The following is a 21,981-nucleotide window of genomic DNA, read 5'->3' as shown; positions in this document are numbered from 1 at the left end:
AGTCACCTCCGAATCGTGCGGTGCAGGTTCGGGCCGCTCGCCGGTCCCGGTACGGGCTCGGCGATCCACGGCCCCTCGATGGACGCGTCGAGCACGCCCTCTTCCAGCCAGGTGAAGCTGCCGTCCAGCACCCGCCGGGCGACCGCGACGTCGTCGGCGTCGGTGTTGGCCCACAGCCCCCGGCAGAGTTCCGCCACCCGCTGCCGGGACTGTCGGCAGAACGCGTCGGCCAACTCGACCGCCGTGCCGCCGAGCGCCCTGGCGTACACGCAGGCGGCGGTCATCACGTACAGCTCGGCGGCGACGTCCACGACGCGGCCGAGGAACAGCTGCCGCTCGGCGACCGCCTCGCCCCACCGCTCCCGGCCCCGGTCGAGGTGCCGGGCCAGCTCGGCGCACGTCGCGGCGGCGGACGACAGGTGCCCGGCCAGCACGCCGAAGTCGGGCGGCGGCGCGGACGGCGCGGACCCCTCCGACGGGCCCTCCTCGTCCGCCAGCGCGTCGGTCCCGACGAACACCCGCAGCGCCTCGCTGGAGCCGTCGAAGATCCGGCCGATGCGCAGGTCCCGGAACAGCTGCTCGACGGGGACGCCGCGCTCGCCGCGCGCGGCGGCCGACTCGGCGGTCTCGTACCCGCGACCGCCCCGGATCTGCATCAGCTCGTCGACGATCCGCCACGCCTGCTCCGACGCGAACAGCTTCGCGAGCTCGGCCTCGGTGTGCGTGTCCAGCACGCCGGCGTCGGCGTGCCGGCCGGACACCTCGACCATGGCCTCCAGCGCGAAGGCGGTCGCCGCGATGTAGGCGATCTTGCCCGCCACCGCCTCGTGCTCGCCGATCGGCCGGTCCCACTGCACGCGGACGCCGGACCACTCGCGGGCGATCTTCAGGCTCCACTTGGCGGCGGCGGCGCAGACGGCGGGCATCGACAGCCGGCCGGTGTCCTGCGCGGCGAGCGCCACCTGGAGCCCCTGCCCCTCCGGCCCGATCCGGCGGCTCGCGGGCACCACGACCCGGTGCAGCCGGACGACCCCGTTCTCCAGGCCGCGCAGCCCCAGGAAGGAGCTGCGGTGCTCCACCGTGACCCCCGGCGCGTCGGCCTCCACCACGAACGCGGACATGCCTCCCGGGCCGCTCTCCGAGGGCGGGACCAGGGCCATCACCACGATCAGATGGGCGATGGTGCCGTTTGTCGTCCACAGCTTCACCCCGTCGAGGCGGTAGCCGCCGTCGCCGGTGGGGGTGGCGGTGGTCCGCATCCGGAAGGGGTCGTTGCCGATGTCGGGCTCGGTGAGGGCGAAGGCGGAGAGCTCGCGTACGCACCTCGGCAGCAGCTCGCGCTTCTGCGCGTCGGTGCCGAACAGCCGCAGCGGCTGGATGAGGCCGATCGCCTGGTGCGCGCCGAGCAGCTCACCGAGCGAGGAGTGCGCCGTGCTGACGATCATCAGCGCCCGGTGGTAGCAGACCCCGGACAGGCCGAGCCCGCCGTACTCCCTGGGGAGCTTGATGGCGAACGCGCCGAGGTCGCGCAGGCCGTCGACCACCTCGTCGGGGATCCGGTCCTCGCGCTCGATGAGCCGGCCGTCCACCTTGTCGGTGCAGAACGCGCGCAGCCGCGCGAGGAACGCCTCGGCGTCGGCGTCGAGGCCGGCGTCGGGCAGCGGGTCGAGCAGGTCGACCCGCAGCCTGCCGCGCAGGAGTTCGCTGCCGAAACTCGGTCTGGTCATCGTTGCCTCCCCGTTGCGCGGGTGGGTCTGGATCGGGACACGGGCCGGGCCACGTTCGACTCGCGTGAGCGGGTGCGCCCGTGGCCCGGTCCTCGACGTGGGTCAGCTCGCCGGCACGGCCTTGATCAGCGAGAGAGGGCCCGCGGCGCCGTGGCCGCACCACTCGACGGTGAAGCCGGTCTCGGCGAGCAGGGACCGGAACTCGCTCTCGGTGCGCTCCCGGCCGCCGGCGGTCACCAGCATGTTGATGTCCGTGTAGAACATCACCGGGTTGTCGGTGTTCGCGGTGTCCGGCAGCACCGATCCGACGATCAGCAGCGTGGCGTCGGCGGGGATGTGGGCACGCACCGTGGCCAGCAGCTTCCGGGCGTTCTCGTCGTCCCAGTCCTGGAAGACGCTCTTGATGACGTACAGGTCGCCGCCCTCGGGGACCGACGAGAAGAAGTCGCCGGCCACGATCTCGCACCGGTCGGCGACCCCGGCGGTGGCGAGCACACCGGCGGCCTCGGCCACGCCCGCGGCGCTGTCGAAGCACACCCCCCGCAGGTGGGCGTGGGTGCCGAGGATCGCGGCGAGCAGCGTCCCGTCGCCGCCGCCGACATCCACGACGGTACGCACGCCGGAGTAGTCGTACCCGTCGGCGACGAGCTGGGCGGACGCCCTCGACTCCTGCCCCATCGCCACGTTGAACAGCGCGGACAGCTCGGGGTTCTCGGCGAGGTGCACGTACGCGTTCTTGCCGTGCACGTGGTCGAAGGCGCACTCGCCGGTCTCGATGGTGTGCCGCACCTGCTGCCAGGACGCGAAGAGCGTGGGGTTGGTGAAGAACCGGGTGAACGCCCACAGCGAGTTCGGCGAGTCGGTGCGCAGCTGCTCGCCCACCTCGGTCAGGCGGAACTCGCCGGGCGCCGGCTCGACCAGCACGCCGATGGCCACGAGGGTGCGCAGCAGCCGGTGCAGCGACGGCGCGTGGGTACCCGTCGCCTCGGCGAGCTGCGCGCTCGTGACCCGGCCGTCGTGGATGTGGTCGGCGAGCTTCAGCTCGGCGGCGAGCGCGAGCGACTGCGAGGCCATGTAGCCGCCGATGATCTCGATCAGGGCGGCGCGGTTGCGGATCTTGGAGGCCAGGGTGGCCGGAACGGTGCTGGTCATGAGGCATGCCTTTCCGCGAGGGGGTGTCGAACCCACACGTTGGGCTCGACGTAGACGGCGTGGTCGTGGTCGACGTTCACCGCGACCGGGGTCAGGGCACCCGGCACGACGACCGGTCCGCTGGTGTCGAAGGGCAACCCGGTCCAGTCGCGCCACTGCGCGAGGCTGCCGGAGATCGTCATGGAGGCCGGGCAGACCTGGAGGACCTCCCCGCCCGCCCGGACGTGCACGCGCAGCCACGGGTCGGCCGGCAGCCCGTCGTCGCGGGTCCGGGCCGCGTACTCCGGCATCGGCTCGTGCGGCTCGGCGTGCTTGCCGCTGGGGCGCACCGGCCCGACGACGTCGCGGTAGCCGTGCCGGCGGGCGTTGTCCTTGACGGCAGCCAGGACGCGCCCCGACATGTTCCGGGCCTGCATGCCCGGCACCACAGCGATCTCCAGCGCGCACAGCGCGGTGAGCCGGCGGCCGGCGGCGGTGTCGAGCATGCTCATCCCCAGCACCGCGTCCCAGCCGGTGTCGGGCAGGCTCGCCGGGTCACCGTCCCAGGCGAACGGCACGGCGGCCGCGCGGGCCACCACCTTGTCGTCGGCGTCGAGCACCACGAGCTGGTGCTCCGGGTACCGGTCGAGGGCCCAGCCGACCACCATCGGCTCGGGCGGGATGTACTCGGGCCAGGAGGCCTCCATGTGGAGCATCCCGTCCAGCAGGTCCGGTCGCTCCGCGAGCGTCAGCACGCGCACGGGGTCACCTCCCTCGGTCAGGCGGCCAGGCTGCGCGCGGGCAGCGGGTCCGCGGGCATGGCGCAGTGGTCGTCGGCGTGCCTGCGCAGCAGCGCCAGGTATTCGGTACGGGGCACCGCGACCGCGCCGATGAGCTTCGCGTGGTCGCCGTCGTGCTGGACGTCGACCGCCACGCCGCCGCTCTCCGCGACGCGCCGCACCAGGCACGCGACCGCGACCTTCGCGGCGCCGCTGCGCAGGGCGAACTGGGAGTCGGCGCTGAACACGCCGCCGACGCGTACGCCGAACGTGCCGCCGACCAGCTCGTCGCCCTCCCACACCTCGACGCTGTGGGCGTGCCCCGCCGCGTGCAGCTCGCGCAGCGCCGACACGAGCCGGTCGGTCAGCCACCGGGGCTCGCGGCCCACGCGGCAGTGCTGGACCACCCGGTCGAAGCAGACGTCGAGCGTCGTCGTCCACTCGACCTTGTTGCGCAGCTGCCGCCGCAGGCTGCGCTGGATGCGGGCCTGGTCGACGCGGATCACCGGGCGCGGGTCGGGCGAGCACCAGGCGACGGCGTACGGGTCCGCGCTCCCGGCGAGCACCGCGATCCGGCCGGCGGCGACGTCCGCCTCGTAGGTGAACTCGCTGACGATCTTCCGCTCCTCGGTGTCGGCCGGGAAGGGGAACAGCCCGTGCCGGTAGGCGCCGAGGAGCGTCGTCGCGGACAGGTCGTCGCCGAACGCGACCGGGCCCTCGGTGGGGGCGTGGGTGAGGTCGAGCGTCTCCCAGCCCATCACGCGGCCCGCAGGAACCCGGTGCGGGTCAGGTAGCCGATGTAGCGGTCGAGCATCTCCGCGTCCACCGTCGGGATCTCGATGCCGCTGCCGCGTAACGCGTGCTCCACGTTGGTGCGGGAGAAGACGGGGAACGTCGTCTCCAGGTACATCTCCGCGACGCTCATCTGGCCCGTCGCGCAGCGGTCGATGAACAGCGGTGCGAAGGGGGTCATCGGATGGTCGGGTTGTTCGACCGCGACGCGCACCATCTCGTCGAGCCACTCGGCCCAGGTCACCTCGCGGATGTCGTGCCCGTACGCCCGCAGGCGCTCGACCAGCACCGAGATGTTGACCTTCCCGGGGTTGGTGAGGTGGTAGACCTCGCCGGCAGGCCGGGACGCCCGGGCGATGTGCGCGACCGCGGCGGCGAACACGTCGACAGGCGTGTAGTCCAGCGGCAGCTCCGCGACGGGGGCGGTGCCGGTGTCCACCACGAACTTCTTCATGGCGCACATCTCGGTGGCGATGTTCCACGCGCCGTTGACCCGGTCGCCGGAGATGTCGGCGGCCCGGTAGATCGCCACCGGCAGCCCCTGCTCCGCCGCCCGGTGCAGCAGCGCCTCGGCCACCCACTTGCTCTCCACGTAGCCGACGGAGAGGTGGTCGGCGTACGCCAGCGGAGTGTCCTCGTCGACGTGCCGGACGCCGGCGGTGCCGAAGCCCGCGACGACGGCCATGGTCGACGTGTAGTGGACCGGGACGTTGCGGTGCCGCGCGGCCATCCGGATGATCTCGCGGGTGCCGTCGACGTTCGCCGGCCGCATGTGCGAGTACGGGTAGATGAAGTTGACGGCCCCGCCGGGGTGGTGGATGACGTCGACCGTGCGCGCCAGCTCGTCGAAGGCCGCCTCGGACAGGCCGAGCCCGGGTGCCGCGAGATCGCCGGGGACGGCGACGATCCGGCCCGCCGCCTGGTGACCGGCGAGGTCCTCGCCGAAGTAGTGCCGCGCGTTGGCCTGGATGCGGGCCAGGCCCTGCTCCGGCCCGTCGGCGCGTACGAGGCAGTGCACCACGGCGTCCGTGCTCGTCAGCAGCTCCCGCAGCAGGTAGATGCCCAGGAAGCCGGTGGCGCCGGTGAGGAACACGTGGCGGGGGTCCTGCCAGCGCGGCTCGTCGGACACGTCGCGCCGGACCTGCACGTCCAGCTCCGTCTCGGCGGCGAAGTCCACCCGCTTGCGGGTGTCGTCGCCGGCGAGCGTGCCCTCCCGGGCCTCCCGCACCGCCCGCGCCAGGCCGCGCGGCGTCGCGTCCTCCAGCAGCAGCCGGATCAGCGGACGTACCTGGGTGATGAGCACGCCGAAGGAGCCGCGGATCTTCGCGAGCAGCTCGGCGGCGAGGATCGAGTTGCCGCCCTGCGCGAAGAAGTTGTCGTCCGGCAGCACCCGCGGCACGCCGAGCACCTGCCCCCACAGCCGGGTCACGCCGCGCTCCACCAGGTCGACGGGTGCGTCGTCCGCCGCCTCGGCGGCGACCGTCGCGGTGCCCGGCGCGGGCAGCGCGGCCAGGTCGACCTTGCCGTTGGTCTTCAGCGGCAGTTCGTCGAGGGCGACGAACGCCGTCGGCACCATGTAGTCGGGCAGGTGGCGGCCGACGAACTCGCGCAGCTCCGCGACGTCCAGGGGCCGTGGGCCGGTGTGGTACGCGACCAGGCGCCGCTGGCCGTCGTGCTCGTAGGTGGTGACGGCGACCGTGTCGACGTCGTCGTGCGCCGCCAACGCCGCCTCGATCTCGCCGGGCTCCACCCGGAAACCACGGATCTTGACCTGCCGGTCGATGCGCCCGATCACCTCGAGGTTGCCCTCGGCGGTCCAGGCGCCCAGGTCGCCGGTCCGGTACATCCGCGCGCCGGGCTCGGACGCGAACGGGTCCGCGCGGAAGCGGCCGGCGTCGTCCTCGGTCAGGTAGCCGCGCGCCACGCCGCGACCGCCGATGTGGATCTCACCGCGCTCGCCGGGGCCGACCGGCCGGCCGTGCTCGTCGAGGACGTACACGACGGTGCCGGGCAGCGGCCGGCCAACGGGGGCCGCGCCGCGGGCGGGCAGCACGTCGGCGGTCAGCTCCATCAGGCAGGAGGTGATCGTGGTCTCGGTGAGCCCGTAGGCGTTGACCAGCCGTACCCCGGGCATCAGGTCCAGCGCCGTGCGGCAGTCCTCCGCGTTGACCGCCTCGCCGCCCACGATCACCAGCCGGACCGGCAGGTCGCCGGCCCCCGCGCCGGCCTCGGCGAGGAAGCGGCGCCAGTACGCGGGGGTCAGGTCCATCACGGTGACCCCGTGGTGGCGCAGCCGCTCCGGCAGCTCGCTGGGCGCCCAGCTCAGCTCGGGCAGCACCAGCGTCGCCCCGCCCAGCAGCGCGACCGTGATCTGCTCGATGGAGGTGTCGAAGGAGAGCGCGCCGAACTGCAGCACCCGGTCGTCGGGGGTGACGCCGTAGCGGCCGACCAACTCCCCGCACAGGTGGCTCAGCGAGTCGTGGTTGACCACGACGCCCTTCGGCGTACCCGTGGATCCCGACGTGTAGATGATGTAGGCGGCGTCCCCGCCGCCCTCCGCCACGGCCGGGGCGGTCGCGGCGCCGTCCGCGACGCCCGCGGTGAGCGCCCTGACCGGCAGGTCGGCGAAACGCGCCAGGTCGCGGGCGTGGGTGATGACGGTGGTGCAGTCGGTCTCCTTCACGAACGCCTCGACCCGGCTGTCCGGCAGCCCCGGATCCACGGGCAGGTAGGCCGCGCCCGCCTTCCAGATGGCGAGCAGGCCGACGATGGCGTCGATGGAGCGTTCCAGGTGGACCATGACCACGGAGTCCGCGCCGACGCCCTCGTCGACGAGGTGGCGGGCCAGGCCGTTCGCCCGGCGCTCCAGCTCCGCGTAGCTGACGTGCGCGTCGCCCTGCACGACCGCGGTCCGGTCGGGCTGCGACGCCGCGCGGACGGCGATGAGTTCGTGGACACGCGGTTGCGTACGGATGTTCATGTTTTCCCTCGGGTGTGAGCACGGTCGTACCCGTGGATTTACCTGCCGCTGACCCAACGAAATTCGATACGGGCGACACTACTGCCTGAGGGCGGTTCCCCCGACTACCAGAATGAGCATGGAACCAGAATTGACACTACTCATCAGGGTAGTCATTTGGGCGCGGTCCACCCTTCGTCGAATTCAACGTGAAGGACGCCGGAAATCGCTATGTCGCAGTGCTGTCCGGAAGGTCCGGAGCGCCCGCTACGCCGCGGAGGAGACCGGCACGTGGCGGACGAGTTCCGCCCGCGACGAGATGCCCAGCCGGCGGAACAGGCCGCGCAGGTGGTAGTTGACCGTGTGCGGCGACAGCCGTACCCGGGTCGCGATCTGCCGGTTGGTCATGCCCTCGGCGACGAGCCGCGCGATGGCCCGCTCGACGCCGCTGAACGACTCCCACGCGCCGCCGGCGTCCGGGCGGTACTCGCGGGCGGCGGGCGCGGAGCGCAGCCCGATCCTGCGCCGCAGGTCGGCGGGGGCCACGGGCTCCGCCGACGGGTCGGCGGCGCGGGACGCACCGGTCACGGTCCGGCGCCGGCGCAGCCGGTCGCGGTCGGCGCGGAGCGCCTGCCGCACGGCGGGCGGCAGGGCGTCGAGCACCGCCCACCACACAAGTTCGTGCCGGAAGGCGAGGTCGTCGCCCACCCAGTCGAGCAGACCGGCGTCGAGCAGCGCGTCCAGGTCCGGCAGCAGCTGGGCGGTGTTCCGCCGGGTCATCGCCGTCAGCTCCGCGAGCTGGCAGGACCGACCGAGCACGGCGGCCACCCGCAGCAGCTGCCACGATCCGGTCGGCGCGCCGCGCAACGTGGCACGGACCAGCTCCTGGACCCGCTTCGGCGTCCGCGCCCGGCCGGGCCCGGCGGTGACGCCCTCGACGCGGATCCCCTCGCGCAGCGCGGCCAGCAGCAGCGGGTCCCCCGCCGCGGCGGCGACGAGCAGGCGCATGGCAGGATCCGCCACGACACCCGGCGGATCGGCGACGAGCCGACCCACGGCGTCCCCGGACAGCGGGCGGCCCGCCTGGGCGAGCGCCCCGACCATCTGCGACAACTGCTCGTCCTCGTATGCCACGACGCAATCGTGCACGTGAATGTCTGCCGGTCTCAACATTGCCTTACCGTCAGGTACGCCGAGCAATTACCCGCACGTGGGGGAAGCGACACCGCAGCGGCTTGCCAACGGGTGACCCGGGATTGCTTCGATCAATGTAATGACGTCGCGAGAGAGGCGGGCAGTTGTGGAACCCGTTGTGGTCCAGGATTTCGTACCGGCGATCGACCTGTCGGGCCGCACCACCGCCGAGGGGCGCGCGGCCATCGCGGCAGCCATCGGCAAGGCGTGCGAGGGTTCGGGGTTCTTCACCGTCGTGGGGCACGGCGTGCCCCGGGAGCTGGTGAACCGCATGTACACCACCACGAAGACCTTCTTCACCCGACCGGAGGAGGAGAAGGACCGGAGCGCGAACCGCGGCTCCGGGGTGTCGGGCCTGCGCCGCCCGGGCGGCCCGTACGAGGCGTTCGCCGCGCACGTGACGGGCGACCTGAGCGACGAGGAGCGCGCGCGGCTCGGCACGCACCCGGCCACCTGGAAGGCGGCGAACATCTGGCCGGACGACGACTTCAAGGCGGTCTGGTACGAGTACATCGCCGCCATGACCGAGCTGTCGGCCGACATCATGCGGCTGTTCGCGCTCGCCCTCGGGCTGCCGGAGAACTTCTTCGACAGCAAGTTCGACGAGCACGTGTCCCTGATCATCGCCAACTACTACTACCCGACGCCCGACGACGGCGTGCTGCGGCGGGAGATGCACACCGACTGGGGCAGCCTGACGGTGCTCTACGTGGAGGACGAGCTGGGCGGGCTCCAGGTGCGGCGCGGCGACGACGACTGGCTGGACGTGCCCGCCATCCCCGGCAGCTTCGTGGTGAACATCGGCGACCTGATGGCGTTCTGGACCGGCGGCCGGTGGGCGTCGACCGTGCACCGGGTGGTCAACCCGGAGGGGACGGACGCGCCGTCGCGCGTCTCCATCCCCTTCTTCTACCTGCCCAACCACGACACCACCATCGAGCCCATGCGCCCGCTGGCCCAGGAGAGCGCCGAGGCCGGGCTCGACCGGGTGACCGTCGGCGAGTGGTTCTCGCACAAGATGCAGTCGACGTACCAGGCTTCCGCGTAGCCGACCCCGCGGCGCCCGCCGGACCGCCCCGCAGACGCGGTCGGCCGACGGGCGCCGCGCGGTGGCGGCCGCCGGGCGTTCGGCACGCCCAGCGCATCGGCACCGGGCGGCCCGCCGGGCGGCGGTCCGGTGTCAGAGGGAACGCACCGCGCCCGGCACGGTGAACTCGATGGTCTCGCGGGCGACCTCGCGCTCCACCACCGTCACCGGCCCGCGCGCCCGCAGCGCCTCGACCACGCCCTCGACCAGGCGCGGCGGGGCAGACGCGCCCGCGGTGACCCCGACCGTACTGACACCCGCCAGCCACTCCGGCAGGATCTCCGCCGCGTCCTCGATGAGGTGGGCCGGTCGGCCCGCGCGGCGGGCCAGCTCGACGAGCCGTTGTGTGTTCGCCGAGTTCGTCGAGCCGACCACGAGCACGAGGTCGGACTCCTCGGCGACCGTACGCAACGCCGCCTGCCGGTTGGTCGAGGCGTAGCAGATGTCGGCCGAGGACGGCCCGCGCAGCGCGGGGAACCGCTGGCGCAGCACGTCGAGCACCTCGGCGGTCTCGTCCACGGCGAGCGTGGTCTGGGTCAGGTACGACACCCGGTCCGGGTCGGGCACCTGGACCGCGTGCGCGTCCTCCAGCGACTGCACGAGGAGCATCCGCTCCGGTGCCTCGCCCAGGGTGCCCTCGGTCTCCTCGTGCCCCGCGTGCCCCACGAGCAGGACGGTGTCCCCACGGTCGGCGTACCGGCGCGCCTCCGTGTGCACCTTCGCCACCAGCGGACACGTCGCGTCGAACACCTCCAGGCCGAGCCGGTCGGCCTCGGCGCGCACCACGGGCGACACCCCGTGCGCCGAGAACACCACGGTCGCGCCGGCGGGCACCTCGGCGAGTTCCTCGACGAACACGGCGCCGCGCGACTCCAGGTCGGCGACGACGTGCGCGTTGTGGACGATCTGTTTGCGGACGTACACCGGGCTGCCCCGGCTGGCGAGCGCACGCTCGACGATCTCGATCGCACGCTCGACACCGGCGCAGAACGCACGCGGTGCCGCGAGCAGTACCGTTACGGACTCGGCTTCGGACATCGCGCACTCCTTCCCACGCATCTCCGCAGTATCGAGCCGCGTCCTCGCAATCCGGTGGGGTCCCGATGGAGCACCAGCGACGACGCCCGGCGCCGGGACGTCCGCTACCCGTTCACCTGGTAGGCGGCGAGGACCGTCTCGGAGATGAGGCGGGGGGCGTCCGCCCGGTCCACCTGCCCGCTGGCCACGTCGGCGGCGGCGCCCTTCATGATGTGGTGCAGGACGCCGGTCAGCCAGCTGGCCGGCAGGTCGACCCGGAACACCCCCTCGTCCTGGCCCCGGCGGATCAACTGGTCGACGCGTCGCGCCGGCTCGGCGTGCAGCTGGTGCACGCGCTCGGGCGGCAGCGACGCCTGGGCCGCCTCCAGCACGGCGCTCGACTGGGCGATCAGCAGCCAGCTCGACCGGATCAGCACGCGCAGCGCGTCCCGCGGGTCGCCGGTCAGGTCGAGGCCCGCCAGGAGTTCCTCCCCCTCGGCCAGCACCCGGGTCAGCGCGGCCTCGACCAGGGCGTCCCGGGACGGGAAGTGACCGTAGAGGGTCACCCGGCCCACCCGCGCCGCCTGCGCGATGTCGCTGACGCTGGCGTCGGGGTCGCGGCTCAGGCAGCTCACCGCCGCCTCCAGGATCCTCTCCACGTTCTGCTGGGCGTCGGCCCGGCGGGTCGGCTTGGCGAGTGGGCGAGTCATGGAACTTCCCCTAAGTCGAACAGGCGTGCATGAGTTAACGTGTCTCCGTAACTTGAACACTACCGTTCAACTTGGCGGAGGAGCCTGGCAGCCATGGCGGAACCTGTGACCGCAACCGAAACTCACACACCCGCGAGTCCGCATCCGCAGCGCTGGCGGATCCTGGGCCTCGTCGGCATCGCCCAACTGATGCTGATCCTGGACGTCACCGTCGTCGCGATCGCCCTGCCGCACATGGGGTCGGACCTGGGGATGGACCGGGAAGCCCTCACGTGGGTGGTGAGTGGATACACCCTCACCTTCGGCGGCCTGCTGCTGCTCGGCGGGCGCGCCGCGGACCTGTTCGGCGCCCGGCGCCTCGTCCTCGCCGCGCTCCTGCTGTTCAGCGCCGCGTCCCTGACGGCAGGGCTGGCGACCAGCGGCCCCATGCTGCTGGGCGGTCGCGTCGGGCAGGGCCTCGCGGCGGCGCTCCTCTCCCCCGCCGCCCTGTCCCTGGTCGTCACGATCTTCGACGGCGACGAGCGCAACAAGGCGCTCGGCATCTGGTCGGCGCTCGGCGGCGGCGGTGCCGCCCTGGGCGTCCTCCTCGGCGGCCTGCTCACCGCCGGGCCGGGCTGGCCCTGGGTGTTCTTCGTCAACGTGCCGGTCGGGATCATCCTGCTGCTGGCCCTCCGGATGCAGCTTCCGCCCCAGGCGCCCACCGGCGCGCCGGGCCGGCTCGACGTGCCCGGCGCGGTGCTGGTGACGGCCGCCACCGGATCGCTGATCTACGCGCTGATCCGCGCCGGCGACGTCGGCTGGGCCGACCCGACGATCCTGGCGCTGCTGGTGGCCGCCGTGCTCCTCTACGCCGCGTTCGTCGTCTGGCAGCGCCGCGCCGCGAGCCCGCTGATGGACGTACGGCTGCTGTTCCGCCGGCCGGTGGCGACCGGGGCGCTGCTGATCCTCGTCGCGACCGCGCTGATGATCACCGTCTTCTTCCTGGGCACGTTCTACCTCCAGAACCACCAGGGCTACGGCGCGCTGCGCACCGGGCTGCTCTTCCTGCCCGTGGCGATCACGACCATGCTCGGCGCGAACGCCGCCGGCCGCGTCATCGGCCGGATCGGGGCGCGCACCCTCGGCGTCCTCGGCCTGCTCGTCGCGGCGGCCGGCATGGCGGTCCCCGCCTTCGTCGACGGGACCCTGGCCCTCGTCATCGGGGTGGCCGTCGCCGCCTCCGGCACGGGCGTCCTCTTCGTCGTGGCGTCCGCCGTCGCGCTCGGCCAGGTCGCGCCGCACGAGGCCGGCCTGGCGTCCGGCATCGTCAGCACCTTCCACGAGTTCGGCGCCTCGCTCGGTGCCGCCGTCGTGTCGAGCATGGCCGCGGCGAGCATCGCGGGCACCAGCACCGCCGGCTTCTCCCGAGGCTTCACCACCGGCGCCGTCATCGCCGTCGCCGCCGCCGTCCTGGCCTTCGTCATCACCCCCCGGCCGGCCCACTGAGCCCCGACCCGGTGGCCGGTGGGGGCCCGCCCACCGACCACCGGGTCGGACATCCTCCACCACGCCCCCGACAGGCGGGCGCGGGAACGACCGGTGGGCCCGCCCACCGGCCGCCGGGTCGGAGCCCGGCACGCCCCGGGGACGCGCGGGCGCCGGCCACCGTCACATCGACGGGCCGGCACTCACCGGCGGACCCGCGGCGCGATCCAGGCGCCGAGGCTGTCGCCGTGGCACTGCTCGACGCTTGTGGTGCTGACCCGCAGCGACACCTGAGTCGAGTCGCTGATGTCCACCTTGACCGGGCGGGTCCGTCCGAGGCCGACCGTGGTGGTGAAGACCTCCTTGCGGTCGGAGAGCACGGTGAACCGCAGCGGCATGCCCTTCGGGGACTCGTCGGCGATGCCCACGGCCGCCTCGAAGACCCTGAACTGCCGGCTCACCACGAACGTGACCGTGTAGTTGTCGTTCAACCAGCACGGGGACGCGGTCAGCACCGCCTCGTGCCGCTTCCCGGCGACCATCAGCGGCTCCTGCTCCCAGCCCTCGAAGTCGTCCACCTCGCGCATCTCCGTCAGCGGAACCACGCCGGCCGGGGGCGACGACGCGGTGACCGGGGACGAATCGGGTGCAGGGGTGGGGTCGGTGGACGCCGCCGGCGGGGTCGGCGAGGGCTGCCCGCTGGACGGGGCACCCTCGACCGGCGGCGCGGCACCGCCGCCGCCGCTGTCGCGGGTCAGCTCCAGCGCGACGGGAATGGCCGCCGCGACGACCGTGGCCACGGCGGCGATGACCGCCCCGACGATCGCGGGATTGGACGAGCGGAGGCGCCTCGGGACAGACACCGTTCGATTATGGCAACGTCGCGCACGCGCGCCGGACGACCGGCGGGCCGGGTCCGGCGGCGATCCGCGCGCCGGGTCCGACGGGCGGACGCGCCGGGCCGCCGCCGGTCAGTGCCCGAGCCGGTCGAGGATCCTGGCCGCCACGTCGAGGGTGTTCCCCTCGGGCGCGGCGGGACAGCCGCCGATCGTCCCCCGCCAGCGCTCCTCGTGCGCGACGACGCGGGCACGCAGGACGTCGACGTCCGGCGCCTGCCCCGTCGTCGCCGCCCGGGCCAGCCAGGTCGCCCACAGCTCCCACCGGGGCAGGTAGTAGTCCCGGACGAGCCCGGCCCAGTGCCGCCCGGAGTAGTCGTGCAGCCCGCTGGTCTGGTGGCCCCACACGGAGACCAGACTGCGGGCGTCGCGCTCCATGACGTCGGCCTCGGCGGGCGAGTCGCCCCACGCGCGGGCGTCGTCGATCCACCGGCCGACGCGCGATTCGGCGCGCGTGCCGGCGAGCTCGTCGAGGTCGAGCAGATCCGCCCGGAACCGGGCGAAGTGGTCCAGGACCCCGTCCCCGTCCCGCTCGGCGAAGGCCGCCAGCATCCCACGGATGTGGATCCGGGATCCCTGCGCCAGGACGTGACCGACCAGCTCGACCAGGTCCCGCTCGACCTGCTCCCGGACCCCGGCCTCCGGCGCCCGCCCGAGCAGCAGCCGGGCGGCCGAGGCGATCCGCGGCAGGGCGCCGAGGACCATGGGGTCGTTCTCGGCGTCGATGTTGGCCGACTGCCGCTGCGGCTCCGCGTCCTGCGGGACGAACTCGCCGGCCAGCCGCTGGGCGGCGAACGGCGCGTCGGCCGACCACGGCCGGGCGATGACAGGGGACGGGATGGACCGGGTGCGCCCCGGCGCGTAGAGCGTGTCGGCCAGGAGCCGCCAGGCCAGGGCGAAGTCCTCGTGCCCGGACGCGTAGCGCTGCCGTGCGAACGACCGCAGCCAGTCGTCCAGTCGGGGCACGCCCCAGGTCAGGTCGGTGGCCAACTCGTAGAAGACGCTGTTGTTCTCGACCGCCTCCGGTGCCAGCCCGACGCCCGCCAGCCGGGCCGGCCGCGTACGCCGCAGCTCGTCGACGTCGCGACGCAGCCCGTCCAGGTCGCCGAAGAGCGCGAAGCGGCCCCCGAAGTTGTGGATGGCGCACCACACCCAGCGCCGCCCGAACATGCCGTCGCGGCGCCACATGGGGGCGTGCTCGCCCCACAGGTCCAGCAGGAGCAGCCGCTCGTCGGGCACGTCGGCCAGGAACGCGCGTACGCGGTCGGGCCGCCAGAAGTCGCGCTGGTAGTGGAACGGCCAGCCCTGGAGCACCCAGGTCGCCTCCGGGTCGCCGTCCGCCATCGCCCGGTAGACGGCCCGGCCGACCGACGCCAGGTAGTCGGGTTCCCCGGACGGCGGCACCGACTCGATGAACGGGTCGACGGCGTAGTGGTGGTCGGTGCCGAACAGCTCCCGCTGGATGCCCAGGAACTCCGCCGTCAGCGACGCGAACCGCTCGCTGTCGGGGCCGAGGATCGGGGTACGCCAGCCCTGCCACTCGATCTCGCCGGCCGACGGGTCGGCCAGCTCCGGGGGGACGTGCCCGCCGAACACGGGCAGGACGGGCGTCATGCCCAGCGCGCGCTGCCGGTCGAGGATCCGCTGCCCCAGCTCGACGTGGCGGCTGATCCAGCGCGACGGCAGCGGCCCGCCGAACGAGTTCGTGTTGCCCATGAACGTCCACGGGAAGTGCGCCGCGCTGCCGATCCACTCGTCGACCCGGGCCGCGTCGAGCCCGGCCCGCCGGAACGTCTCCGCCAGCACCGCCTCGTGGCCGACCTGCATGAGCGGATGGGTGACGCCGTGCAGCGCCATCCAGTCGATCTCCCGCTCCCAGCGGTCCCAGTCCCAGAACGCCGCCGAGTAGCCGTAGGTCACGGTGTTGAGGTGGTAGCGGACCGCGAACGGGCTGTTCAGCCGCGTCGGGGGCGCGTCCGGCCAGGGCATCGGCCGGGGCGCGAGCCGGGGCTGTTCCCAGGTCACCTGACGGCCGGCGTACGCCTTCAGGTACTGCCCGAACGCGGCGGCAGCGGCCACCGGATCCGACCCGCGCAGCGTCAGGACGCCGTCGCGGCACTCGTAGCCGGCGACGGCCGCGTCGTCACCGGCGGGGATCCGCTCCACCCGCACGTCGTCGGCCGTGCCGGCGACGCGGGCCACGAGGGCACGCACCTCGTCCACCGTCACAGCTCCTCGACGGTGCGGTTCAGCCGCGACCGCTCGGCGGCGAACGCGACGAGGTGGCTCTCCACGCTCTCCTCCAGGGAGCTGGGGGCCGCCTCGACGTCCTCGCCGGACAGCCGGCTCCGAACCCGCCCGGTGAAGTCGAGCATCAGCCCGGCGTCGCCGCCGCCGTGTCCGGAGAACGCCTCGATGACCTCGTCGACGACCCCCTGACTGCCGCTGCCGACCTGGAACGTCTCGTCGGTCCGCCGCCCCTCCACCGTGGGCGGCGTGTCGGTGAAGGTCGCCAGGCTGATCCGGCCCGAACGCATGTCCGCGGTGATCTGCCCGTGGCTGCCCATCAACGTGAGCGTGCGGGTGTTCCACGCGGTGAACGCCGAGACCACGAGCGACGCCGTGACGCCGTTGCCGAAGCGCAGCGCCGCCGTCTGGTGGTCGACGACGTCGTTGTCCATCCGGTAGACGCACCGGCCGTAGTCGGTCAGCCGCAGGGCCCGCCGCCGGCCGGCCACGCTCGTGTCGTTCGTGACGACCGTGACGGGTGGCCCGTCGACGTCGGCGAGCTGGTCGACGTAGAGGCGCTCGGCGTTGTACGGGCAGGTGTCGGCGACGGCGCACCCGTCGACGCAGCGCTCGGTCGAGCCCTTCGGCGCGTGCTCGACCCGGAAGTGGCGGCGCTCGCCGAACGAGGCGACAGTCGTGCAGGGCGACCCGACCAGCCACCGGAGGATGTCGATGTCGTGGCACGCCTTCGCCAGCAGCATCGGGCTCGACTGGTCGGTCCGGTGCCAGTTGCCGCGCACGTAGCTGTGCGCGAAGTGCCAGTACGCCACGTTCTCGATGTGCGAGATGCCCTGCAACTCGCCGATCCGGCCCTCGTCGAGCAGGCGGCGCAGGGTCTGGAAGAACGGGGTGTAGCGCAGCACGTGGGCGACGGTGACCGTACCGGCGCTGCCGCGGGCCGCGACGGTCAGCCGGTGCAGGTCCTCGGCGGTCGGCGCGATGGGCTTCTCGAGCAGGACGTGGTGTCCCAGTTCGAGGGCCCGGAGGGTGGGGTCGACGTGGTCCCGGTCCGGGGTGGCGACGATGACCGCGTCCCACGGTCCGCGCGTCGAGAGCGCCTGCTGCCAGCCGGTGAAGCGTCGGTCCGCCGGGACGGCGTGGGCGTCGCCCAGTCCGTCGCGGCGCTCCGCGTCGGGCTCGGCGACCGCGACGACCCGCGCCGCGTCGGGGTGCTCCAGGCACCACTGGGCGTACGCGTGCGCGCCGCGCCCTCCCGCGCCGAGCACGAGCAGTCGTACCGGTCCCGATCCCGGGGACACAGGGCCTGCCACGTCGATCATCCTTTCGGTGTTCACTTGTCCGCCCCGGAGGTCAGTCCGGTGACGATGTAGCGCTGGGCGAGGAAGAAGATGACGATGACCGGTACGGTCACCGCGATGGAGCCGGCCAGGAGCACGGTCACGGGCACCTGGAAGTCGGTGAGCTGGGCGAGGCCGAGCGGAGCCGTCCACCGGGACCGGTCCTGCACGAGGAAGAGCAGCGCGTAGAAGTACTCGTTCCAGGCGATCATGAAGACGTAGATGGCGGTCGCCACGACGCCGGGCAGCGCGATCGGCAGCACGACCTTGCGCAGCATCGTCGGCAGCGAGCAGCCGTCGAGCAGCGCCGCCTCCTCGACGCTCTCCGGCAGGGCGAGGAAGTAGTTGCGCATCATGTAGAGCGCGACCGGGACGGTGGCGGCGACGTAGATGACGAGCAGCCCCACGAGCGACCTGGTCAGCCCCAGCCGGCTCAGGATGACGAACTTCGGCACCGCGAGCACGATGCCCGGGAAGAGGTAGACGGCGAGGATGATCCCGCTCGTGAAGCGCCGGCCCCGGTAGCGCAGGCGGGCCACGGCGTACGCGCCGAAGATGCACGCGACGATCGACACCGCGACGGTGGCCAGGGCGACCAGCAGGGAGTTGACCACGAACCGGCCGAGCCCGAAGCCGCCCGCCGACTCGTCCTTCATCGCCGTCACGTAGCTGGACAGGTCGATCTCGCCGAGGCCGGGGACGACGTCGAGGGGTTCCAGCAGCACCGCCGAGAACGGGCGCAGCGAGAGCAGCACCCCGTAGAGCACGGGTCCCACGGCGCAGACGAGCGCGACGGTGATGAGCGTCCACCGCAGGACGTTGACCGGGCGCGAGGGCCGCATCGCCGAACTCACAACGCCTCCTTCCGCCGGGAGAGCAGGACGTAGCCGGCCAGCAGCACGCAGAGGATCAGCGACATCAGCAGTCCGTACGCCGCCGCGCTGCCGATGTCGGACCGGGTGACCAGCTCGGTGTAGACCTTGATCGCCATGACCTGGGTGCCGCCGGCGCCCTCGGTCAGCAGGTAGACGTCGTTGAAGTTCTGGAACGACCAGATGAACCGCATCAGCAGCAACAGCAGGAGCACCCCCCGCAGCTGGGGAAGGATGATGTGGCGCAGGTTCTGCCACCGGGACGCCCCGTCCAGGGCCGCGGCCTCCTCGATCCCGCCGGGCACGTTCTGCAAGCGCGCCATGACGAACAGGAAGGCCAGCGGGAACGACTTCCAGATCTCGAAGGCGACGACGACGAGCAGCGACACCGGTACGGGCAGACCCGCCACGTCGGTCGAGGTGGTGCTGAGGAAGCCGATCGGGCTCTGCCAGCCGAGGTACTCCATGCCGATCGCGTTGACGATGCCGTACTGCGGGTTGAGCATCGTGCGCCAGATCATCGCCGCCGCGATGACCGGCAGCACGTACGGGATCAGCAGCAGCGCGCGGACGAGCCCGCGCCCCCGGAAGGGGCGGCGCAGGGCGAGGGCGAGGGCCGTTCCGACGCCGATAGACCCGAGCGTGGTCAGGGTCGCGTAGGCGACGGTGGTCCAGAGCGCACCCCAGAACGCGTCCGACCGCCAGGCGTCGGCGATGTTCTCGAAGGTCCATTCGATGGTGGACGGCGACAGCCGGGGGATGTCGATCAGCCGCGTGTCGGAGAACCCGAAGATGACGACCAGGACGAACGGGAGCAGGACGACCAGCGCGAGCAGCAGCAGGGTCGGACCGGTGAGGAGCTGGCCGTTGAGGTTCTCCCGCTGGGAGCGGCTGAGCCGCTCCCAGCGGGAGGACCGCACTGTCGGCGTGCTCACAGTTCGGCCTGGACCTTCTTGACCTCTTCGGCCATCGCCTTCGTGATGTCGCCCGGCGACTGCCCGCCGTAGAGCCGCTCGAGGAACTGCGCGAGCACGTTCTCGGCGGTGACCGCGCCGGCCAGCGGCGAGTCCTTCGTGCCCATGCCCCACAGGCTCACGGCGTTGACGCCCTCGCGGATCTGGGTCACCATCTCCGGGCCGTACAGCTCGGCGACGGAGCTCTTGGCCTCCGGGCCGATGCCCAGCTTGCCCCACGCGTCGAGGTACGCGTTCGGCTCGGCCTTGGTGCCGTTGCGCAGCGGGATCCGGCCCTCGGTCGCCGAGGCGAGCGTGTCCGAGTAGCCGTCCTCCAGCATGAACTTGATGAACTCCTTCGCCCCGGCGGTGTTGGCGCCCTCGGGGATGCCGTAGCCGAGGGTCGCGCCGTACTGCGCCGGGTGGTTGCGGTCGAGCACGGTGATGAATCCGGAGTTCTTCGACAGGAACGCCGGGTCGGCCTTGCACTGCGCGCAGGTCGGCGGGTTCGCCGAGTCGAGGCCGGCCAGCTCGTCGAGGATGTGGGTCGAGAAGAGCAGCATCGAGGACTTGCCGGCGAGGTAGGCCGCCCGCGCGCTGGTCACGTCGAAGTCGCCCTGCGCGCTGGAGTCACGCAGGACCTTGAACTGCTCGGCCGCCCGGGTGCACTCCGGCGAGTCGATGGTGACCTTGCCGTCCTGCACGAGCTGGCAGCCCGCGCTCTGGAACATCGAGTAGATGGCCTCGGTCCCCGAGGCGGTGCCGGACTGGGTGCCCAGGGCGATGCCGGACACCCCGGTCGCCTTCATCGTGGTGGCGGCCTTCGCCACCTCCTCGAGGTTGGTCGGCACCGCGACGTTCGCCGCCTGGAGGAGGTCCTTGCGGTACACCAGCAGGTGCACCCAGCCGTCGCTCGGCACGGCGCCGACCTTGTCGTCCAGGCTGAACGCCTTCAGGGCGTTGGCGTTGAACGTCTCGGCCCCGAGGTCCTTGACGACCTCCTCGGCGGCGCCGGTGTTCAGCAGCCCCTGGGAACGCCAGGCGGCCGTGGTCGTGGAGCTGTGCAGCATCACGTCGGGCACGTCCCCGGAGGCGGCGCCCGTCGCCAGGGCCTGCTTCTGGTCGGCCTCGCTGAGCGGCACGACCTTCACGGCGATGCCGGTCTTCTCGGTGAACCGGGCCGCGACCTTCTCCTGCGCCGCGACCCGCTGCGGGGTCGTCTGCGGCGTCCAGAAGGTGATCTCCTTGGCCTTCTCCGCCTCCGACTCGGACCCGCCGCAGGCGGCGAGCATGGTGAGCGCGGTCGCGGCGGCGAGAGCCGCCGCCCACCGGCGCTTCGTCAGGTGGACCATGTGCTGTCTCTCCTCGATCTGCTTGGTGACGACGGTCAGGACCGCTCGACGGCCCCGCGCATGACGTGCCCCTGGGAGTTCGCCGGCGGGCGCACGCCGAGCAGGGCGCTGATGGTGGCGGCCACGTCGACCAGGCCGACGTTGCGCAGCGGGACGCCGCGGCGGATCCCGGCGCCGGAGAGCACCATCGGGACCTGCGCCTCCGGCAGGGCGCCGTGCGAGGCGCGGGGGGCGCCGTCGGCGAGCGTGGAGAGGTGGTACGGCTCGACCGGCTCCACCACGAGGTCGCCGAGCTTGTCGCTGGCCTTCAACCGGCGCAGGTTCTGCTGGTCGCGGACGGCCGCGATGCCCGGGATGCCCCGGATGATCCCGGCGATGCGGCGGGCGTTCTCCGGGGTGTCCGCCCGGCCCCGCAGGGTGATGTCGGCGGTACGCGGGGCGGGCACGACGACGATCTCGCTGGCCGGATCCGGTACGCCGCCCGAGCTGGCGACGACCTGGACCTTGAGGCCGGTCGCGGAGAGCCGGTCGAGCACCTCGGGCAGCAGCGGGACGGTCCACTCCCGGGCGCCGTGGTCGGCCGTGACGACGAACGCCGTCCGGTCCAGGACGCCGGCCTCGCGGGCGGCCTCGCGGACCCGCCCGATCTGGGCGTCCACGCGGGCCAGGGCGGCGGGCAGGTCGGGGTCGGAGAACCCGCCGTCGTGCAGTACGCCGTCGACGTCGTCGCAGTAGACGGTGATCAGGTCCGGGATCGCGGCGGGGTCGACCATGGTGCCGCCGGAGTTGACCGGTTCGCCGCGCAGCAGCGCGATCGCCTGGTCGGCGCGGGTCTCGCAGTTGCCGCCCGGCTGGGTGTACAGCGCGGCGGGGTCGCCGTACGTCGCGCCGTAGTTCTGCACCGCGTACCACTGGAGGTAGGCGGCCGTGCGGTCCTGCCGCTTCAGCGAGTGGGCGATCGTCTCCACGCCGGGCTCGATGTAGCGCTCCTGGGAGACGCCGCGGTCGGCCTCCTGGTTGTAGTAGTAGCCGGTGTTGCGGTGCACGGCCGGGTACGCGCCCGTCGCGGTGGTCGTCCGCGACGAGTTGGAGTACGACGAGTACGAACCGTCGGCCACGCCGAAGGTGCCCTCCCCGATGAGCGCCCGGAGGTTCGGCAGCTCGGCCAGTCCGGCGTAGCGCCCCGTGAGGAAGCGCGGGTCGAACCCGTCGAAGTCGAACATGATCACGTGCTGGGCGGGCCGCGCACCGCCCGCCGCCGGTGCCGACACCGCCGGGGTCGCCGGCAGTACGGCCGCCGCGAGCAGCACGACCGCGCCGGCCGCGCCGGCCCTGACCGCGCTGGAACGCCTGATCGGATGCGCCACCCTCTGCCTCCTCGAACCGTCGGACCCGTGGGCGAGAGTCTGCCGGAGACACGAGGGAGATTGTCAAGATGCCAGTGTGAGATGCAAGATACGC

Annotated in this window: 17 protein-coding genes; 2 read left to right on the top strand and 15 right to left on the bottom strand. The window is 72.8% G+C overall.

The features are described from left to right. Positions 1-2 precede the first annotated feature (2 nt). The 6 genes from ACN27A_RS28250 to ACN27A_RS28225 all read right to left on the bottom strand — a co-directional run bounded on the left by ACN27A_RS28250 (position 3) and on the right by ACN27A_RS28225 (position 8,522). A complete protein-coding gene (locus tag ACN27A_RS28250) occupies positions 3-1,727 on the bottom strand; it encodes an acyl-CoA dehydrogenase family protein (protein WP_421457622.1) in 1,725 nt (574 codons plus the stop codon). A 102-nt stretch (positions 1,728-1,829) separates the two neighbouring features. Next, a complete protein-coding gene (locus tag ACN27A_RS28245) occupies positions 1,830-2,879 on the bottom strand; it encodes a methyltransferase (protein ID WP_421457621.1) in 1,050 nt (349 codons plus the stop codon). Then, complete coding sequence (locus ACN27A_RS28240; protein WP_421457620.1) at positions 2,876-3,619, bottom strand: N-acetyltransferase; 744 nt, start codon at positions 3,617-3,619, stop codon at positions 2,876-2,878. Before ACN27A_RS28240 ends, ACN27A_RS28245 begins: the two co-directional genes overlap by 4 nt. 17 nt (positions 3,620-3,636) lie before the next feature. Then, positions 3,637-4,395 carry a leucyl/phenylalanyl-tRNA--protein transferase gene (locus tag ACN27A_RS28235; RefSeq protein ID WP_421457619.1) on the bottom strand — a complete coding sequence of 253 codons (759 nt, stop codon included), beginning with the start codon at positions 4,393-4,395 and terminating at the stop codon, positions 3,637-3,639. Next, on the bottom strand, positions 4,395-7,409 hold the full coding sequence (locus ACN27A_RS28230) for an amino acid adenylation domain-containing protein (protein WP_421457618.1): 3,015 nt from the start codon (positions 7,407-7,409) through the stop codon (positions 4,395-4,397). Before ACN27A_RS28230 ends, ACN27A_RS28235 begins: the two co-directional genes overlap by 1 nt. A 246-nt stretch (positions 7,410-7,655) precedes the next feature. Next, positions 7,656-8,522, bottom strand: coding sequence for a helix-turn-helix transcriptional regulator (locus tag ACN27A_RS28225; protein WP_421457617.1), 867 nt, complete (start codon positions 8,520-8,522; stop codon positions 7,656-7,658). A gap of 166 nt (positions 8,523-8,688) precedes the next feature. Between ACN27A_RS28225 and ACN27A_RS28220 the strand changes: the two genes are divergently transcribed. Next, a complete protein-coding gene (locus ACN27A_RS28220; RefSeq protein ID WP_421457616.1) occupies positions 8,689-9,630 on the top strand; it encodes an isopenicillin N synthase family dioxygenase in 942 nt (313 codons plus the stop codon). 132 nt (positions 9,631-9,762) lie between these two features. Here ACN27A_RS28220 and ispH read toward each other — a convergent pair whose 3' ends face one another. After that, on the bottom strand, positions 9,763-10,707 hold the full coding sequence (gene ispH, locus ACN27A_RS28215) for a 4-hydroxy-3-methylbut-2-enyl diphosphate reductase (protein WP_421457615.1): 945 nt from the start codon (positions 10,705-10,707) through the stop codon (positions 9,763-9,765). 104 nt (positions 10,708-10,811) lie between these two features. Continuing rightward, positions 10,812-11,396, bottom strand: a complete 585-nt coding sequence (locus ACN27A_RS28210; protein WP_421457614.1) for a TetR/AcrR family transcriptional regulator — start codon at positions 11,394-11,396, stop codon at positions 10,812-10,814. A gap of 93 nt (positions 11,397-11,489) precedes the next feature. On the opposite strand from ACN27A_RS28210, the gene ACN27A_RS28205 reads away from it, so the two are divergent. Next, positions 11,490-12,881, top strand: a complete 1,392-nt coding sequence (locus ACN27A_RS28205) for an MFS transporter (protein WP_421457613.1) — start codon at positions 11,490-11,492, stop codon at positions 12,879-12,881. 182 nt (positions 12,882-13,063) lie between these two features. On the opposite strand, the gene ACN27A_RS28200 is transcribed toward ACN27A_RS28205, so the two are convergent. The 7 genes from ACN27A_RS28200 to ACN27A_RS28170 all read right to left on the bottom strand — a co-directional run bounded on the left by ACN27A_RS28200 (position 13,064) and on the right by ACN27A_RS28170 (position 21,887). After that, entirely contained in the window at positions 13,064-13,723 is a 660-nt protein-coding gene (locus tag ACN27A_RS28200; RefSeq protein WP_421457612.1) for an NPCBM/NEW2 domain-containing protein, read from the bottom strand. 108 nt (positions 13,724-13,831) lie between these two features. Next, complete coding sequence (locus tag ACN27A_RS28195) at positions 13,832-15,979, bottom strand: alpha-N-acetylglucosaminidase TIM-barrel domain-containing protein (protein ID WP_421457610.1); 2,148 nt, start codon at positions 15,977-15,979, stop codon at positions 13,832-13,834. A 2-nt stretch (positions 15,980-15,981) separates the two neighbouring features. After that, positions 15,982-17,316 (bottom strand): Gfo/Idh/MocA family protein, encoded by a 1,335-nt coding sequence (locus ACN27A_RS28190; protein WP_421457608.1) that lies wholly within the window; start codon positions 17,314-17,316, stop codon positions 15,982-15,984. A gap of 20 nt (positions 17,317-17,336) precedes the next feature. Continuing rightward, positions 17,337-18,197, bottom strand: coding sequence for a carbohydrate ABC transporter permease (locus ACN27A_RS28185; RefSeq protein WP_421457606.1), 861 nt, complete (start codon positions 18,195-18,197; stop codon positions 17,337-17,339). Then, positions 18,194-19,150, bottom strand: a complete 957-nt coding sequence (locus ACN27A_RS28180) for a carbohydrate ABC transporter permease (protein ID WP_132240876.1) — start codon at positions 19,148-19,150, stop codon at positions 18,194-18,196. Before ACN27A_RS28180 ends, ACN27A_RS28185 begins: the two co-directional genes overlap by 4 nt. Next, a complete protein-coding gene (locus ACN27A_RS28175) occupies positions 19,147-20,520 on the bottom strand; it encodes an ABC transporter substrate-binding protein (protein WP_421457604.1) in 1,374 nt (457 codons plus the stop codon). The genes ACN27A_RS28180 and ACN27A_RS28175 overlap by 4 nt, the downstream gene beginning before the upstream one ends. Positions 20,521-20,555: 35 nt before the next feature. Next, positions 20,556-21,887: an alkaline phosphatase family protein gene (locus ACN27A_RS28170; protein WP_421457602.1), complete on the bottom strand. Its 1,332-nt coding sequence runs from the start codon at positions 21,885-21,887 to the stop codon at positions 20,556-20,558. Positions 21,888-21,981: the final 94 nt, after the last annotated feature.

The organism is Micromonospora sp. WMMD737, assembly GCF_049179055.1.
GTDB lineage: Bacteria > Actinomycetota > Actinomycetes > Mycobacteriales > Micromonosporaceae > Micromonospora > Micromonospora reichwaldensis.
This window is presented reverse-complemented; position numbering and strand designations above follow the sequence as displayed.